Annotated in this window: 17 protein-coding genes; 13 read left to right on the top strand and 4 right to left on the bottom strand. The window is 70.8% G+C overall.

The genetic code is table 11. The annotated features are described in order from the left end of the window. Positions 1-17: 17 nt before the first annotated feature. Positions 18-806, top strand: coding sequence for a class I SAM-dependent methyltransferase (locus ABTW72_RS11875; RefSeq protein ID WP_350857560.1), 789 nt, complete (start codon positions 18-20; stop codon positions 804-806). Between the two features lie 161 nt (positions 807-967). Here the strand turns inward: ABTW72_RS11875 and ABTW72_RS11870 are convergent, their stop codons facing one another. Further along, the gene (locus tag ABTW72_RS11870) at positions 968-2,050 is read right to left on the bottom strand and encodes a UDP-N-acetylmuramate dehydrogenase (protein ID WP_350857557.1); all 1,083 of its coding nucleotides are present in this window, start codon (positions 2,048-2,050) and stop codon (positions 968-970) included. Between the two features lie 69 nt (positions 2,051-2,119). On the opposite strand from ABTW72_RS11870, the gene ABTW72_RS11865 reads away from it, so the two are divergent. From ABTW72_RS11865 to ABTW72_RS11835, 7 genes are all read left to right on the top strand, one after another. Then, on the top strand, positions 2,120-2,878 hold the full coding sequence (locus tag ABTW72_RS11865) for a maleylpyruvate isomerase family mycothiol-dependent enzyme (RefSeq protein ID WP_350857555.1): 759 nt from the start codon (positions 2,120-2,122) through the stop codon (positions 2,876-2,878). 230 nt (positions 2,879-3,108) lie between these two features. After that, positions 3,109-4,413 carry an ABC transporter substrate-binding protein gene (locus ABTW72_RS11860; protein WP_350857552.1) on the top strand — a complete coding sequence of 435 codons (1,305 nt, stop codon included), beginning with the start codon at positions 3,109-3,111 and terminating at the stop codon, positions 4,411-4,413. Positions 4,414-4,486: 73 nt separating this feature from the next. Then, on the top strand, positions 4,487-5,467 hold the full coding sequence (locus tag ABTW72_RS11855; protein WP_350857549.1) for a carbohydrate ABC transporter permease: 981 nt from the start codon (positions 4,487-4,489) through the stop codon (positions 5,465-5,467). Then, positions 5,464-6,297, top strand: coding sequence for a carbohydrate ABC transporter permease (locus ABTW72_RS11850; protein ID WP_350857546.1), 834 nt, complete (start codon positions 5,464-5,466; stop codon positions 6,295-6,297). The genes ABTW72_RS11855 and ABTW72_RS11850 overlap by 4 nt, the downstream gene beginning before the upstream one ends. Next, positions 6,294-7,706: a GH1 family beta-glucosidase gene (locus tag ABTW72_RS11845; RefSeq protein WP_350857543.1), complete on the top strand. Its 1,413-nt coding sequence runs from the start codon at positions 6,294-6,296 to the stop codon at positions 7,704-7,706. Before ABTW72_RS11850 ends, ABTW72_RS11845 begins: the two co-directional genes overlap by 4 nt. A 19-nt stretch (positions 7,707-7,725) precedes the next feature. Further along, positions 7,726-8,733 carry a LacI family DNA-binding transcriptional regulator gene (locus tag ABTW72_RS11840; protein ID WP_112584215.1) on the top strand — a complete coding sequence of 336 codons (1,008 nt, stop codon included), beginning with the start codon at positions 7,726-7,728 and terminating at the stop codon, positions 8,731-8,733. Between the two features lie 188 nt (positions 8,734-8,921). Beyond that, complete coding sequence (locus ABTW72_RS11835; protein WP_350857540.1) at positions 8,922-9,818, top strand: GNAT family N-acetyltransferase; 897 nt, start codon at positions 8,922-8,924, stop codon at positions 9,816-9,818. Between the two features lie 139 nt (positions 9,819-9,957). Here the strand turns inward: ABTW72_RS11835 and ABTW72_RS11830 are convergent, their stop codons facing one another. Next, positions 9,958-10,749, bottom strand: a complete 792-nt coding sequence (locus ABTW72_RS11830) for an EI24 domain-containing protein (RefSeq protein ID WP_350857539.1) — start codon at positions 10,747-10,749, stop codon at positions 9,958-9,960. A 200-nt stretch (positions 10,750-10,949) separates the two neighbouring features. Between ABTW72_RS11830 and ABTW72_RS11825 the strand changes: the two genes are divergently transcribed. From ABTW72_RS11825 to ABTW72_RS11805, 5 genes are read left to right on the top strand one after another with little or no spacing between them, the layout of a single operon-like run. Continuing rightward, positions 10,950-11,858 (top strand): ABC transporter ATP-binding protein, encoded by a 909-nt coding sequence (locus ABTW72_RS11825; protein ID WP_350857536.1) that lies wholly within the window; start codon positions 10,950-10,952, stop codon positions 11,856-11,858. A 12-nt stretch (positions 11,859-11,870) separates the two neighbouring features. Beyond that, on the top strand, positions 11,871-12,605 hold the full coding sequence (locus tag ABTW72_RS11820) for an ABC transporter permease (protein ID WP_350857534.1): 735 nt from the start codon (positions 11,871-11,873) through the stop codon (positions 12,603-12,605). An 11-nt stretch (positions 12,606-12,616) separates the two neighbouring features. Next, positions 12,617-13,885, top strand: a complete 1,269-nt coding sequence (locus ABTW72_RS11815) for a sensor histidine kinase (RefSeq protein ID WP_350857531.1) — start codon at positions 12,617-12,619, stop codon at positions 13,883-13,885. Further along, positions 13,882-14,523: a response regulator gene (locus ABTW72_RS11810; protein WP_091402812.1), complete on the top strand. Its 642-nt coding sequence runs from the start codon at positions 13,882-13,884 to the stop codon at positions 14,521-14,523. The genes ABTW72_RS11815 and ABTW72_RS11810 overlap by 4 nt, the downstream gene beginning before the upstream one ends. Positions 14,524-14,546: 23 nt before the next feature. Next, positions 14,547-15,515, top strand: coding sequence for a helix-turn-helix transcriptional regulator (locus tag ABTW72_RS11805; RefSeq protein ID WP_350857528.1), 969 nt, complete (start codon positions 14,547-14,549; stop codon positions 15,513-15,515). Here ABTW72_RS11805 and ABTW72_RS11800 read toward each other — a convergent pair. Then, positions 15,506-16,420: an SDR family oxidoreductase gene (locus ABTW72_RS11800; RefSeq protein ID WP_350857525.1), complete on the bottom strand. Its 915-nt coding sequence runs from the start codon at positions 16,418-16,420 to the stop codon at positions 15,506-15,508. The genes ABTW72_RS11805 and ABTW72_RS11800 overlap by 10 nt on opposite strands. A gap of 55 nt (positions 16,421-16,475) precedes the next feature. Continuing rightward, entirely contained in the window at positions 16,476-17,213 is a 738-nt protein-coding gene (locus tag ABTW72_RS11795; RefSeq protein ID WP_350857522.1) for an alanyl-tRNA editing protein, read from the bottom strand. Between the last annotated feature and the right edge of the window lie 10 nt (positions 17,214-17,223).

Genomic DNA, 17,223 nt, shown 5'->3' with positions numbered 1-17,223 from the left:
TTGGCCCGGAGGTCGACATGAGCCCTGCGGCGCGGCGCCGGCCGTTCGGCGTGGTCACCCGCGGCACGACGAACCCGAACCGGCTCCGTCGGGTGGACAACTGGATCGTCGCCACCTGCGCCGACCGGCTGTTGGCGGCGGACGATCCCCTGGTGGTCGACCTCGGCTACGGCGCCACCCCGGTGACCGCGGTGGAGCTGCGCGCTCGACTGGCGGCCGGGGTGCGTCCGGACGTACGGCTGGTCGGGTTGGAGATCGACGCGGCCCGGGTGGCGGCCGCGGCTCCGGCCGCCGACCCGCCCGGGCTGACATTCGCCCGGGGTGGGTTCGAGTTGGCCGGGCTCCGGCCGGTGCTGGTCCGCGCGTTCAACGTGCTGCGACAGTACGACGAGAGCGAGGTGGCCGAAGCCTGGCAGACGATGACCGCCGCGCTCGCCCCCGGCGGAGTGCTCGTCGAGGGCACCTGTGACGAGTTGGGGCGGCTCTCCAGTTGGCTGCTGATCGACGCCGACGGCCCCCGGACGCTGACCCTGGCCGCGAAGCTCACCACGCTGGGCAGCCCCGCCGAGCTGGCCGAGCGGCTGCCCAAGGCGCTGATCCACCGCAACGTTCCCGGTGAGCCGGTGCACGCGCTGATCCGCGCCCTGGACGACGCCTGGCAGGCCGCCGTCCCGTACGCCACCTTCGGCCCACGCCAACGCTGGCTGCACGCGGTGACCCGTCTCCGCGAAACCGGCTGGCCGGTCCTCGGCAACCCCACCCGCTGGCGCCAGGGCGAACTGACCCTCCCCTGGCCCCTCCCCTGACCCCGCACGGTCCACCCCGCCACGCCCACCCCGCACGCCCACCCCGCACGCCGATCTTGCACTTTCGGTTGGCGATTCGCCCTTTTGCAACCGTTGTGTCGCGACAGAAACTGCAAGATCGCGGGGGTGGGGGTGGGGGTGGGGGTGGGGGTGGGGGTGGGTCAGAGGGTGCAGTTGATGAGGACTGGCTCGGGGTGCAGGGTTACGCCGAAGCGGGCGTGGACCTGATCGCGGATGGTGCGGGCCAGGGTGAGCAGGTCGCGGGTGTGAGCGGTGCCGCTGCGGTTGGTCAGGGCCAGGGTGTGCTTGCTGGAGATGGCCACTCCACCCTCGCCGGGGTGGCCCTTGGCGAAGCCGGCCTTGTCGATCAGCCAGGCGGCGCTCACCTTGACCAGGCCGTCCGCCCCGGGCCAGGCGGGCGGGTCGCCCAGCTCGGCGGAGCGTTCCAGGAGCTGTTCGTACGTCGCGCGGTCGAGCACCGGGTTGGTGAAGAAGGAGCCGACCGAGCGAGTGTCCGGGTCGTTGGCGTCGAGCACCATCCCCTTGCCCGCCCGCAACCGCAGCACCACCGCTCGGGCGTCGGCCAGCGGCACCTGGTCGCCCACCTTGACACCGAGGGCTCGGGCCAGCTCCGCGTAGCGCACCGGCCCGGAGAGCGGAGACCTGGTGAGTCGGAAGTCGACCGAGAGCACCACCCAGCGGTCCACGTACTTGAAGATGCTGCCCCGGTAGGCGAAGCCGCAGTCGGCGGCGGGGATGACCTGACGGGTGCCCTCGACCCGGTCGTACACCTCGACGCCGGTGATCGTCTCGGCGACCTCCTGGCCGTACGCGCCGACGTTCTGGATCGGGGTGGCACCGGTCGAGCCGGGGATGCCGGACAGGCATTCCAGCCCGGCCCAGCCGTTGGTGACCGTGGCGGCGACCAGGTCGTCCCAGGGCTCGCCGGCGTCGACCCGTACGGTGACCGAGGTGGTGTCCTCGGCGATGACCCGCATGCCACGGGAGCGCACCAGCACGACGGTGCCGGGGAAGCCGGCGTCGCCGATCACCACGTTGCTGCCGCCGGCCAGGATCAGGACCGGCTCCGCCGCGGCGCGTACCGCCTGGACGAGTTCGTCGGCACTGCCGGCGGCCACGATCCGCTCGGCCGGCCCACCCGTTCGGAGGGTGGTGTAGCCGGCGAGTGGACCGGGGATGGCACGATCGGCGTCGGTTGTCGGCTGGGCGGAGGCGTCTGGCACGCCCTTCACCTTAGGCTGACAAGTAGCCGTGGCACCCACTGGTCGCCCGGCACCCCCGGGAGGATGGCGATGAGCAGACTGCAGGGCAGCAAGGATTTCTGGATCGGGGCGCTCCGGACGGAGGGTCCGGCTTTCGCGACAGCGGTGGCCGAGGCGCCGCCGGAGACACCGGTGCTGTCCTGTCCGGGCTGGACGGTCAACGACGTCACACTGCACATGGCCGGCATCTACCACTGGGTGTCGTCGTTCGCCGGTTCCGGCCAGACCAGCCAACCGCCTCGGCGGGAGAAGCTCGAGGCCGGCCCGGGGGTGAACGCGCTCCAGCTGTGGCAGCAGGGTTACGACCGGGTGATGACCCTCTTCGACGGGCTCGACCCCGAGGCACCGGCGTGGAACTGGGCCCCGCAGCCGAAGAAGGCCGGTTTCTGGCCGCGTCGGATGGCGCACGAGACGGCTGTGCACCGCTGGGACGCCCAGCTCGCCATCGGGGCTGGTGACCCGGTGGAGGCGAAGCTCGCGGCCGACGGGGTGAGTGAGGTGCTGGACACCTGGCTGCCGGCGGGCCGGCGGCAGGTGCCGGGTGACTGGCACGGGGTGGTGCAGCTCTGCGCGACCGATGCGGCCCAGGAGTGGTATCTGCGGTTGCGCGGCGAGGGGGTGGCGCTGCTCGACACCGCCACCATCTTCGACCACGACGATCACCACGCCCGCGCCCAGGTCAGCGGCACCGCCAGCGACCTGCTGCTGGCGCTCTGGGGTCGGGTGAGCTTCGAGACGCTGGACGTCGTCGGTGACCGCACCCTGTTGGACGGTCTGCGCACCGGCTGACCGATTCAGAACGATCGAGGGCGTCACCCCGGCGGGGGTGGCGCCCTCGTCGGCGTTCGGGGGATCCACCGCGCACCGGGCGCGCTGTGCCCCGGCGACCGTCCATCACGGGACCACAACACTGAGAGAGCGCTCTCTTGACAGCCCGTTGACGACCCACCACCCTGTCGTGAGAGCGCTCTCTTAGCCATCTGCCATCACCCGCCCGCCTTGAGAGAGGTCGATAACCCATGGCTGTCTTCCCGCGCCGCCGCCTCGCCGCGGTGGCCCTCGCCGCCACCACCGCCCTGCTCGTCACCGCTGGCTGCGGCGGCGGTGACGAGCCGGGCGACGGACCGGTCACCCTGACCGTCGACGTCTTCGGCCAGTTCGGCTACGAGCAGCTCTACCAGGAGTACATGACCGCGAACCCCGGCGTGAAGATCGTCGAGCGCGGCACCGGCACCAACCTCGACGAGTACTCGCCGAAGCTCACCCAGTGGCTCGCCGCCGGCCGGGGCGCCGGCGACGTGGTGGCCATCGAGGAGGGTCTGCTGGTCGAGTACAAGGCCAATCCGGCGAACTTCGTCAACCTGCTGGACCACGGCGCCGCCGACCTCAAGGGCAACTTCCTGGAGTGGAAGTGGAACGCCGGCCTGACCGCCGACGGCAAGCAGCTCATCGGCCTCGGTACCGACGTCGGCGGGATCGCCATGTGCTACCGCAAGGACCTCTTCCAGAAGGCCGGCCTGCCCACCGAGCGCGACGCGGTCTCGAAGCTCTGGCCCACCTGGCCGGACTACATCGCCACTGGTGAGAAGTTCGTCGCGGCCAAGACCGGGGCGTCCTTCCTCGACGGGGCGACCAACACGTTCAACACGATCCTGCTGCAGACCGCCGGCAACAGCAGCGGCTACAGCTACTACGACACCAGCGAGAAGCTGGTCGTCGACAGCAACCCGGCCGTGCGACAGGCCTACGACACCACTATGGACATCATCGACTCGGGCCTCTCCGGCAAGTACGGCTCCTGGTCGGAGGAGTGGGTGTCCGCCTTCAAGCAGTCGAAGTTCGCCACCATCGCCTGCCCCGCCTGGATGACCGGCGTCATCGAGGCCAACGCCGGCACGGGCGCCCAGGGCAAGTGGGACATCGCCCGGGTGCCGGGCAACGGCGGCAACTGGGGTGGATCGCACCTCGCCGTGCCCAAGCAGAGCAAGCACCAGGCCGAGGCGATCAAGCTGGCCAAGTTCCTGACCAGCGCCAAGGGGCAGATCGGGGCGTTCAAGGCCAAGGGTCCGCTGCCCTCCTCGCCGCAGGCGCTCGACGACCCGGCGATCACCGGTGCGACCAACGCGTACTTCTCGGGGGCACCGGTCGGCGCCATCTTCGGCACCGGCGCGAAGAGCCTGAAGCCGGTCTACATGGGCCCGAAGAACCAGGCCGTACGGACCGAGGTGGAGAACGCCGTACGGACCGTGGAGCTGGGTCAGCGCAGCCCCGCGCAGGGCTGGACCGACGCGGTGACCAACGCGAAGAAGGCCGCCGCCAAGTAGCCCAACCAGCGCGCGTGCGGGCGGACTCCGACGACCGGAGTTCCGCCCGCACGGCGGAAAGGAGTTTCCGGGCATGACCGTCCAGCTCGACGCCCGCCCGCCGGTCTTACCGGCACCCCAGCGTTCGCCAGGCCGGCTCAGCCGGCTCGACACCCGGTTCTCGCCGTACCTCTACATCGCCCCGTTCTTCCTGATCTTCGGCATCTTCGGGGCGTACCCGCTGGCGTACACCTTCTGGGTCTCGCTGCACGACTGGGACCTGCTCGGAGCCGACCACCCCTTCGTCGGGGCGGAGAACTACACCCGGCTGCTGGCCGACACCGACTTCTGGCACGCGCTGGTCAACACGCTGGGCATCTTCGTCATCTCGACCGTGCCGCAGTTGCTCGCCGCGCTCTGGCTGGCCAACCTGCTCAACCGCGGCCTGCGGGCGCGCACCGGTTGGCGGATGGCGGTGCTCGTCCCCAACGTCACGTCCACCGCCGCGGTGGCGATCGTGTTCGGGGTGCTCTTCGGCCGCGAGTTCGGCATGATCAACTGGTTGCTCGATCTGGTCGGGCTGGACGCCATCGGCTGGAAGTCCAACCGGTTCGCCTCCTGGGTGGCCATCTCCGCCATGGTCGACTGGCGGTGGACCGGCTACAACGCGCTGATCCTGCTGGCCGCGATGCAGGCCATCCCCCGCGACCTGTACGAGGCGGCGGCGATCGACGGCGCCAACCGGGCCCGACAGTTCTGGTCGGTCACCGTGCCGCTGCTCAAACCGACGATCATCTTCTGCACCATCATCGCCACCATCGGCGGCCTGCAACTCTTCACCGAGCCCCGGATGTTCAACTCCGGCACCAACCCGATCCGGGGCGGGCCGATGCGCGAGTCGCAGACCCTGACCATGTACATGTTCGAGAACGCCTTCGCGCCGCACTACAACTTCGGGTACGGCTCGGCGGTGGCCTGGCTGCTCTTCGCGCTCATCGCGATCGTCGCGGCGGTCAACGTGCTGATCCTGCGCCGGCTCGGCGGCGACCGACCGCAGAAGGGAGCGGCACGATGAGCCGACTCTGGCGGGCCAGCCCGCTCACCTACCTCGCCCTGGTCGTCGCCGCCGGCCTGTCGGTCTTTCCGATCTGGTGGATGTTCGTCGTCGCCAGCCGCAGCAACGACGCGATGGGCCAACTGCCGCCCCCGGTCACGCCCGGCGGCAACCTGGGCGCCAACATCGCCCGGCTCTTCGACAACCCCGACGCGTACTTCATGGCCGGTCTGATCAACTCGGCGATCGTGGCGACCACGGTCACCGTGTCCGTGGTGTTCTTCTCCAGCCTGGCCGGTTTCGCCTTCGCCAAGCTCAGGTTCCGTGGCCGCAACGCCATGCTGCTGGTGATCATCGCGACCATGATGGTGCCGACACAGCTCGGCGTGATCCCGCTCTACCTGCTCATGACCAAGCTGCACTGGAACGACCGGCTGCCCGCGGTCATCGTCCCGGTGCTGGTCACCGGGTTCGGGGTGTTCATGATGCGGCAGTACGCCGGCCAGGCCATCAGCGACGAGCTGATCGAGGCCGCCCGGATGGACGGCTGCGGCACCGCCCGGGTCTGGTGGCACGTCGTGCTGCCCGCCTTGCGTCCCGCCGCCGCCGTCCTCGGTCTGCTCACCTTCATGACCACCTGGAACGACTTCCTCTGGCCGTACGCTGTATTGAACGATCCGGCGAATCCGACAGTGCAGCTGTCCCTACGAGCACTGTCGGACGGGTACTACCAGGACATGTCGCAGGTGTTCACCGGAACGGCCATCGCGACGCTGCCCCTGCTACTGGTCTTCGTGTTGTTCGGCCGGCAGATCATCGGCGGAATCATGGAAGGTGCGGTCAAGGCGTGAACGAGCGGAGCGAGCCAACCAACCGGTCCAGCAACGAGATCCGGTTTCCCGAACACTTCCTCTGGGGGGCGGCCACCGCCGCGTACCAGATCGAGGGTGCGGCCCGTGACGACGGTCGCGGTCCGTCCATCTGGGACACCTTCAGCCGTACGCCGGGCAAGGTGTACCAGGGCCACACCGGCGACGTCGCCTGCGACCACTACCACCGGTACGCCGACGACGTGGCGCTGATGGCCGAGCTGGGTCTGCGGGCGTACCGGTTCTCGGTCGCCTGGCCGCGGATCCAGCCCGACGGCACCGGCCCGGCCAACCCCCGTGGGCTGGACTTCTACGACCGGCTCACCGACACGCTGCTGGACCGGGGAATCGACCCGATCGTCACCCTCTACCACTGGGACCTGCCGCAGGCCCTCGGTGACCGGGGTGGCTGGACCAACCGGGACACCGCCGAACACTTCGCCACCTACGCCACCGCGGTGTACGCCCGCCTCGGCGACCGGATCGACGTGTGGACCACGCTCAACGAGCCGTGGTGCTCGGCCTACCTCGGTTACGCCAACGGCCTGCACGCTCCCGGCGAGCAGGATCCGGCGGCGGCCTTCACCGCCGTACACCATCTGCTGTTGGGGCACGGCCTGGCGGCGCGGGCGTTGCGGGCGGCCGGCGCGCGCAGCGTGGGCGTCACCGTCAACCCGGCCGACGTACGCCCGGCCGACCCGCAGAGCGCGGCCGACGCCGCCGCGGTCCGCCTGGTCGACGGCCTGCACAACCGGATCTTCCTCGACCCGCTGCTGGCCGGCGGCTACCCGGACGACGTCCGGGAGCACGTGGCCCGGATCGTCGAGCCGACGTTCATCCGCGACGGCGACGAGAAGCTGATCGCCGCCCCGATCGACCTGCTCGGCATCAACTACTACGCCCCGAGTTACGTGGCCGGTCGGCCCGACGGCGCCGGCAACGGCGCCTATCCGGGCACCGAGGGCGCTGTGCACTTCCTGCCTCCGGCCGGGCCGCTCACCGACATGGGGTGGATGATCGAACCGGCGGGGCTCACCCGGCTGCTGGAGCGGATCGCCGCCGACTACCCCGGAGTGCCGCTGCTGATCACCGAGAACGGTGCGGCGTTCCCCGACAAGCCCGGCGCCGACTCGCCCGACGGGCCGGCGCAGGTGATCGACGCCGATCGCATCGCCTACCTCGACGGGCACCTCCGTGCGGCGCACGAGGCGATCTCCCGGGGCGTGGACCTGCGCGGTTATCTCGTATGGTCATTCCTGGACAACTTCGAGTGGGCGGAGGGTTACCGCAAGCGGTTCGGGATCGTGCACGTCGACTACCTGACCCAGCGGCGCACACCGAAGGCCAGTGCCCGGTGGTACCAGGAGGTGATCTCCCGGAACGGGCTGTGACGAGCGGGGGGAAAGCGCGATGACGACGGCGCAGCGGCCGACGCTCGAAGCGGTGGCAGCGCGGGCCGGAGTGTCCCGCGCCACCGTTTCCCGGGTGGTCAACGGCTCCACCACCGTCGCCGAACCGATCCGCGAGGCGGTCACCCGGGCGGTCGCCGAGTTGGGGTACGTCCCCAACCTGGCGGCCCGCAGCCTGGTCACCCAGCGCACCGACTCGATCGCGCTGGTCATGCCGGAGGCGGCCACCCGGGTCTTCTCCGACGACCAGGTCTTCCCCGGCATCATCCGTGGTGTCAGCCAGGAGCTGGAGGCGGCCGACAAGCAACTGGTGCTGATGCTCGCCGGCTCGCCGGCCGGGCACCACCGGGTCGAGCGGTACACCACCGGCCGGCACGTCGACGGCGTGCTCTTCGCGTCGCTGCACGGTGCCGACCCGCTGCCCGGCACGCTGGCCCGACTCGGCATCCCGGTGGTGGTCAGCGGCCGGCCGCTCGGCGACGTGCCCGTCCCGTACGTCGATGTCGACCACGTGGCCGGGGTGACCGCGGCCGTCCGGCACATGATCGACAGCGGTCGTCGACGGATCGCGACCATCGCCGGGCCACAGGACATGGTCGCCGGGATCGAACGGCTCAGCGGTTACCGCAGCACGGTCGCCGACGCGGGGCTGCCCGAGCTGATCGCCATCGGCGACTTCACCCGGGAATCCGGGTCGGCGGCGATGCGCCGCCTGCTCGCCGAGCATCCCGACCTCGACGGCGTCTTCGCCGCCTCCGACCTGATGGCGCACGCCGCCCTGCGGACGCTGCGCGAGGCAGGTCGGCGGGTGCCCGACGACGTTGCCGTGGTCGGCTTCGACGACATCGAGACCGCCGCCTACACCGAGCCGCCGCTGACCACCGTCCGGCAGCCGATCGTGGAACTCGGCCGCCGGATGACCCGCCAACTGCTCCGGCTGGCCGCCGGGGAGAGCATCGAACAGGCGGTCATGCTGCCCACCGAGCTGATCCGCCGCGCCTCCGCCTGACCGCGCCGGTGCGCCCGCCCGGCACCACGCCCGCCCTGCCCGCCCTGCAAGATCCGCACAGCTTCAGGGAAATGGTGGCCGCACGGCGCTCGGAGGCCCCTATAACCCTGATGTTGCTGCCTACTCCTCGTTGTGGGCGCGGGTTTAATGCGTCGCTCGGACGGGGGATCGTGGTTAGCCTCGCCGACATGCGGATCCGAACGGCGCAGCCGGACGACGCCCCGGCTGTGGTGGCCCTGCGGTCGGTGGTCTACCCGTACCTCGTGCGTGGGGTCGAGTCGACCCGAAAGATGATCGCCGAACCCCCGCCGGAGGAGGAGTGGACCGCCTTCGTGGCCGAGGTCGACGGCCGGGTGGTCGGCTGGGTGTCCGCCGAACAGATCGGCACGACGTCGGTGGCGAACGTCGGTGGCATCAACCTGCTGCACGTGCACCCGGAGCATCGGCGACGCGGCATCGGCAGCGGGCTTCTGGCGGCCGCTACCGACTACCTCCGCCCGTTGGGAATCCGCCGGGTGCGTGCCACGGCCCAACCGGAGGCACTGCCGTTCGCCCGTCGGCACGGCTACGAGCCCAGCCGCGAGGTGCGTTACTCGGCGCTCGATCTGAATCCGGCACCCGCGCTACCCGATCCACCCCCGGGCGTACGGCTGCACCCGATCGCCGACCTGGATCCTCGCCTGCTGTACGCGGCGGACGTGGCCTCGGCCGTCGACGAGCCGGGCGACGTACCGGTCGACAGCAAGAGCTATGAGAGCTGGCGGTACGACGTCTGGGACAACCTCGGCCTGGACAGGAGAGCCAGCATCGCCGCCGAGGTCGACGGGGAGGTGGTCGCCTTCAGCCTGGTGAAGCGGGACGGGGACCGGATGTGGTCGGACTACACCGGCAGCGTCCCGACATACCGGGGTCGAGGGCTGGCCCGGCTGGCCAAGACGGCCGCCCTGCATCGGGCTGCCGCGAACGGCGTGCGCATCGCGTACACCTCGAACGACGAGGCGAACGCGCCGATGCTCGCGATCAACGTCCGGCTGGGCTACCGCCCGGTGGCAGCCGAGTGGAGCTGCCTGGCCGACCTGACCTGATCAGCGGTCACACACGGGCCTTTGCGCCCGTCGGCGGGGCGTCGCTCCGGTAAGCGATATACCTCTGAGGCATAAACATGACTCTCAGGTATATGGCTCACCAGCGACACTCCCACCCGAACCCCTACGCGACGCCGTGTCAGCTGTTCTCGATCGGCTGGCCCATCGAGCGACGGGCCAGCAACGTGGCACCGGCGACCGCCGCCGGCATGATCAGCACGGCGCCGAGCGGAATCAGGAAGCAGAGGAAGACGGCCACTCCGAAGCCGAGCGCAGTCGGTCGGTCGGCCTTCAGGATCGTCCGGCGCTGCGGCAGCCGCATCCCCCGCCGGTAGAACGGTGCACCCACCAACTCCACGGCGAGGAACCACCCGCCCACTGCCGCCCCGATGACCGGGACGACCGTCTGGCCGACCACCGGGATGAAGCCGGCGACGAAGAGCGGGATGCCGACCAACGCCGCGAGCGCCACCAGCCGTACCGAGTCGGCGAGGCTGCGGCGCAGCGACGACCAGAAGGGCACGTCCACCGCGCCCTGCGTACCGCCGTACCGCTGCTCCACCCGCTCGGAGATCTTCTCGTAGAACGGGTCGCCGATGACCAGGGTGACAGCGGTGAAGGTGAGCACGCCGAGCAGACCACCGAGCCCCAGGAAGGCCAACCCGGCGATCACCCGGACCAGGCTGCGGCCGGTGCTCGACCAGTCGTCGGCGAACGGGGTGACCAGCGCGGCGAGATCGTCCACGAAGTACACGAGCGTCGCGAGCGCGGCCAGGAAGAGCACGCCGGAGATCAGCGCCGGCACGATGCCGAGCAGCATCAGCCCCGGGCTGCGGACGTAGAGGCCCAACCCGCGCAGGAGCAGCCCCGCCCCGGCGAGGAAGCGTCCGACGACCCCGGTCACCGGGCTGGCGATTCTGCTGGCATCCACGATCGAGCAGCCTAACCAGCCGTGCTCGGATCCGCCGGGCGGAGCGCTAGCAGCGACTCACCACGTACACATCAACCGGTTGACGGACGGCAGTGATCCACCGGGGACGCCGAGGTTCGTCGCCGACCGGTCGATTCGCCGGCGGGCCACCCCGACAACCCTTGAGGGGTAAGAAGTCAGCGGCGGCGGAAGGCGGCACGATGCCGGTCATCGAGGTGACCCACCTGAAGAAGCGGTACGGCGACCTGGTGGCGGTGGACGACGTGTCGCTCGTCGTGCAGGCCGGGGAGATCTTCGGCGTGCTCGGCCCGAACGGCGCCGGCAAGACAACCACAGTGGAGTGTGTCGCCGGGCTTCGTGTCCCCGACGGGGGCGGGGTGTCGGTCCTCGGGCTCGACCCCCGCCGGGACGCGGCCCAGCTACGCCAGCGGGTCGGGGTGCAACTCCAGGAGAGTCAACTGCCGGACCGGTTGCGGGTGGCCGAGGCGCTGGAGCTGTACGCCTCGTTCTATCGCGATCCGGCCGACCCGGCCGAGCTGATCGAGAGGCTGGGCCTCGGCGAGAAGCGGAACACCGCGTACAAGAAGCTCTCCGGTGGCCAGAAGCAGCGACTCTCCATCGCGCTGGCACTGGTGGGCAACCCGGAGATCGCCATCCTCGACGAGCTGACCACCGGGCTGGACCCACAGGCCCGCCGGGACACCTGGGGCCTCATCGAACAGGTCCGCGACAGCGGGGTGACGATCGTGCTGGTCACCCACTTCATGGAGGAGGCCGAGCGGCTCTGCGACCGGGTCGCGGTGATCGACCGGGGTCGGGTGGTCGCCCTGGACAGCCCAGCGGGCCTGGTGTCGACGGTGGCTCCGGAGCAGCGGATCCGGTTCCGACCCTCGGCTCCGGTCGACGACCGGCTCCTCACCGACCTGCCCGAGGTGTCCGCCGTGCAGCGAACCGGCAGCCAGGTGGTGGTGACCGGCACCGGTGAGTTGCTGCACGCCGTCACCTCGGTGCTCGCCCGGCACCAGATCGTCGCCGCGGACCTGCGGCTGGAGCAGTCCACCCTCGACGACGCCTTCGTCGAGCTGACCGGGCACCGGCCCGCCAACTGACAGGGAGCCAGCATGCACGCCTTCCGCAACATCCTGAGAACCGAGGCGCGCCTCTACCTGCGAGACCTGCCGACGCTTCTCACCACGATCGGGCTGCCCACCCTGATCCTGGTGGTGCTGGGGCTGGTCCCCTCGCTGCGCAAGCCGGATCCGACCTTCGACGGGCAGACCTTCGTCAGCTATTTCGCCCCGTCGCTGCTGGTGGTCACCCTCGCCATGGTCGGGGTGAACACGCTGCCTTCGGTGCTGGCCACCTACCGGGAACGCGGCGTGCTGCGTCGGTTGGCGACCACCCCGGCGCACCCGGCGGCTCTGCTGGCCGCCCAACTGGTGCTGGCCCTGGCCGGGATCCTGGCCAGCGCGCTGCTGCTCATCGTGGTCGCCCGGCTCGCGTTCGGGGTGCCGTTCCCCCGGCATCCGCTCGGCTTCACGCTGGCGTTCATCCTCGGCACGGCCGCCCTGCTGTCGCTCGGCCTGCTGGTCGCCGCCGTGGCCCGGACGACGAAGGCGGCACAGGCCCTGGCCGTGCCGCTGTTCCTGGTCACCATGTTCTTCGGCGGGGTCTACCTGCCCCGGTTCCTGCTCCCGGACGCCGTGGCGCGGATCGGCGACTACACGCCGCCCGGGGTGCAGGCGCTCCTCGACGCCTGGACCGGCACGTCGCCGCAGCCGCTGCACCTGGCGATAATGGCGGTGATCGCCGTGGCGGCCGGCGTCGGCGCGGCGAGATTGTTCCGCTGGGAGTGAGCGGAGATGCGATGACCTGCAACGGTGGGCACGACCGTCTGACCAGTTGGCGAGAGCGCGAGGCGGCCCTCTATCGCGTGTTCCCCTTCGGCGGGCTGGCCCTGGGCACTCTGCTGGCCCTCGTCGCACCGGCACCCGATCATCTCGGGGCGCTGCCCACCCTCGCCGTCGCCGTGGCGGCCGGATGCTGGGTCGCCTGGTTCGTCACAGTGCACCCCGGCTGGCAGAGCCGCCGCAAGCTGATGGCCGTCTACTACGCCGGGCTGCTCACGTTCGCGGCCGCGCTGGTGGCCGCCAGTCCGTGGTACGGCTTCTTCGCCTGGATCGGTTACATCCACGCCTTTCCGGTGCTGCCCGGACGCTGGCGGGTCGCCGGCGTCGTCACCACGGCCACCCTGGTCGCCACGTCGCAGGGCGGCGGCCTGTCGGTGGTGGCCTCGCACCTGCCGCTCTGGCTGGTGCTGGTGCTGTTCAACCTGGTGGTCGCCGGCTCGGTGACCTGGTTCGCGATGGTCGCCGAACAGGAGGACGCCAAACGCAAGCGGTTGGTGGCGGAACTCGGCGAGACCAACCGCCAACTCACCGAGACGGTCAGCGAGAACGCCGGGCTGCACGCCCAACTGCTCGCCCAGGCCCGGGAGGCCGGCGTGCTGGACGAACGGCAACGGATGGCGCGCGAGATCCACGACACCCTGGCGCAGGGGTTGACCGGCATCATCACCCAGTTGGAGGCGGCCGAGCAGACCCGCGACCGGTCCGCCGACTGGCGCCGGCACGTCGACAACGCGCTCGCCCTGGCCCGGGAGAGCCTCACCGAGGCCCGCCGTTCGGTACAGGCGGTCCGTCCGGAACCGTTGGAGACGGCCCGGCTACCGGACGCCCTCGTCGAGCTGGGCGGGCGCTGGTCGGCTCTGAACGGGGTACGGGCCGACGTGGCCACCACCGGCACACCCCGCCCACTGCACCCGGAGGTCGAGGTGACCCTGCTACGGGCCGCCCAGGAGGCGCTGTCCAACGTGGCCCGGCACGCCGCCGCGTCACGGGTCGGGCTGACCCTGTCGTACATGGCGGACGTGGTCACGCTTGACGTCCGTGACGACGGGGCGGGTTTCGACCTCACCGACCAGCCGCTGCCCCGTGAGCCGGGCGGCGGGTACGGGCTGACCGCCATGCGGCAACGGGTGACCCGGGTCGGTGGCGAGTTGGCCGTCGAATCCGAGCCGGGCAGCGGCACCGCCATCTCGGCGTCCGTCCCCGCGCTACCCGGAGGTGCCGGTTGACCGCCCCGGTTCGACTGCTGATCGTCGACGACCATCCGGTGGTGCGCGACGGCCTGCGGGGGATGTTCACCGGCGACCCCGACTTCGAGGTGGTGGGCGAGGCGGCGGACGGTTCGGAGGCGTTGGTCCTGGTCGCGACGCTGCGGCCGGACGTGGTGCTGATGGATCTGCGGATGCCCGGCATGGACGGGGTGACCGCCATCGGCAGGCTGGCTCGCGCCGGCAGCGCCGCCCGGGTGCTGGTGCTCACCACCTACGACACGGACGCGGACGTGCTGCCGGCGATCGAGGCCGGTGCGACCGGTTACCTGCTCAAGGACACACCTCGGGAGGATCTGGTCCGGGCGGTCCGGGCCGCGGCCCGGGGCGAGTCGGTGCTCGCGCCGAGCGTCGCCGGCCGGCTGATGGGCCGGCTGCGGGCTCCCGCCGAGGAGCCGCTCAGTCAACGGGAGCTGGAGGTGCTCACCCTGGTGGCCCGGGGTGCCTCCAACCGGGAGGCGGCGACCCGCCTGTTCATCAGCGAGGCGACCGTCAAGACGCACCTGCTGCACCTGTACGCGAAGCTCGGGGTCAACGACCGGGCCGCCGCGGTGGCCACCGCGTACGACAGGGGATTGCTGACGCCCGGCGGGCGGTGAACGGCACCGGGCAGGATGGGCGGATGCGCGCGTCCCGACTGATCTCGTTGTTGTTGCTGTTGCAGTCGCGCGGATCCATGACCGCTAGCGAGCTGGCGCGGGAGCTGGAGGTTTCCGAGCGGACCGTCTACCGGGACGTTCTGGCGCTCTCCGCGGCGGGCGTGCCGGTCTACGCCGACCGGGGGCGGGCCGGCGGTTACCGCCTGCTCGGCGGGTACCGCACCCGACTGACCGGACTGACCCGGGACGAGGCGGAGGCGCTCTTCCTCGCCGGGCTGCCCGGGCCGGCCGGCGAGATGGGGCTCGCCGACGCTGTCGCGTCCGCCGAGCTGAAGGTGCTCGCCGCGCTGCCACCCTCCCTGCGCGACGCGCCGGCCCGTACCGGGCAGCGGTTCCACCTGGACGTGCCGGGCTGGTTCCGGGAGACCGCACCACCGCTCTGGCTGCCGGAACTGGCCCGCGCGGTCTGGGGCGACCGGGTGGTGGAGCTGCGCTACCGACGCGGCGACCGGGAGGCGACCCGCCAGGTCCAGCCGTACGGCCTGGTGCTCAAGAGCGGGGTCTGGTATCTGGTCGGCCGGGTCGGCGACGACGTGCGCACCTACCGGGTGGACCGGGTCACCGGGGTCGAGGTGGGCGACGAGCACTTCGACCGCGACGAGGGCTTCGACCTGGCCGGGCACTGGCGCGAGCAGGCCGGGTCGTTCCTGCGGACCATGCTGCGGGCCGAGGTCACCGTCCGGCTGAGCCCCGCCGGCCTGCGCCAGCTCCGGCACCTGGTCGATGCCCCCTTCGTCTACGACGAACTGGTCGCCGCCGCCAGCCCACCCGACGGGCAGGGCTGGGTGGTGGCGCGACTGCCCGTCGAGTCGGTCCAGGTGGCGTACCGCCAACTGCTGGGGCTGGGGCCCGAGGTGGAGGTACTCGACCCACCCGAGCTGCGGCAGTTGTTCGCGGAGAGCGCCGACCGGCTCTCGGCCCTCTACCGGTAGCCGGTCACGTCCGCCGGCTTGCCGGCGTCGACCACCTCGGTGATGTAGCGGAAACCCTCGGGTTGGCTGCCGTCGAGGTCGGTGAACCCGTACACCTTGGACAGCGTGCCGGCGTCGACGGATTTACCGTTCCAGCGGGCCTTCTCCTCGTCGGCGGCGAGCGCGGCCACCGCCCGGCCGACGAAGGCCGGGGTCTCCGAGATGAGGAAGTTCGGATCGGTGGCGGCACCGTCGCGCCAGTTCTCCTCGGTCACGCCGAAGTGCTCCAGCATCGCCTCGGAACGGATCCAGCCGGGGGTGAGCGCCACGGCCGTGCAGCCATGCGGCTTCAGCTCGTGCGCCTGGCTGAAGGCGAGCCGGTTGACCGAGACCTTGGCCAGGTCGTAGAAGACCGACAGCCGATAGTTCTCGTCGTTGTACGCCTTGGTGCCGTCGCCCATCTCCACCACCAGACCACCGGGCTTACGGATCAGCAGCGGTAGGGCGAAGTGGCTGGTGATGATGTGCGTGTCGACGGCCAGTCGCAGGGTACGGAAGCCGGCGTCGAGCGGCTGCTCCCAGACCGGCTTGTCCCAGGTGACCAGTGGGTCGCCGCCCCAGATGTCGTTCACCAGCACGTCGAGTTGACCCTGCTCGGCGTCGATCCGGGCGACCAGGTCGCGGACCTGCTCGGGCACCAGGTGGTCGACCTGAACGGCGATGCCGGTGCCGCCGGCCGCGCTGACCAGATCGGCGGTCTCCTCGATGGTCTCGGGTCGGTCCATCTCTGAACGGCCGGCCCGGGTGCTGCGACCGGTGGCGTAGACCGTGGCACCGGCCGCGCCGAGTTGAACGGCGATCTGCCGCCCGGCACCACGGGTGGCACCGGCGACGAGCGCGATCTTTCCTGTGAGCGGTTGTGTCATGCCTGCGACGTTGTCAGGAATACCTGACAGCCGACGTCCGAATTCGGTACTCGATCTAATCGACCAGTCGGACCCGGACCCGGCGGTTGGCCCGGCCCTTGCTCTCCACCTTGACCACCTGGACCTTGCCGATCTGGGCGGTGGAGGCGACGTGGGTGCCGCCGTCGGCCTGCACGTCCAGCCCGACGATGTCGACGATCCGGACCTCCTGCTCATCCGGCGGGATGAGGTTGGACTGGGTACGGATGATGTCCGGCAGGGCCAGCGCCTCGGTGCGCGGCAGCACCCGGGTGGCGACCGAGCGGTCGGCGGCCACCTCGGCGTTGACCAGCTCCTCGATGCGGCTCTTGAAGTCCGGCGGCACCTCGGGGAGGTTGAAGTCCATCCGGGCCTCGCCCGGCTCCATGGAGTTGCCGGTGACCAGCGCACCGAAGTCGCGGAACACCACACCGCAGAGCACGTGCAGCCCGGAGTGGGTACGCATCAGCCGGGTGCGGCGCTCGTCCTCCACCGCGCCGACGACAGCGGTGCCGACCGGCGGCAGCGGGTCACCCTCGGCGGGGATCAGGTAGGGGTCGTCGCCCTTGCGGGTGCCGACGATCCGGGTCTGCACACCCTGCCAGAGCAGGACGCCGTGGTCCGGTGGTTGACCACCGCCGCCCGGGTAGAACGCCGAACGGTCCAGGACGATGCCCTGCTCCGCATCGGAGTGCAGGACCGTGCACGTCCATTCGCGCACTGTCGGGTCGGCAAGGTCCAGCCGGTGCGTCCGGCCGTGCTGTGTGACGCCCATGACAGGGCAG

The sequence above is a fragment of the Micromonospora sp. NPDC127501 genome (assembly GCF_040302185.1).
Lineage (GTDB): Bacteria > Actinomycetota > Actinomycetes > Mycobacteriales > Micromonosporaceae > Micromonospora.
Note: the sequence above shows the minus strand (reverse complement) of the source record. Positions and strands in the feature narration are given on the sequence as shown.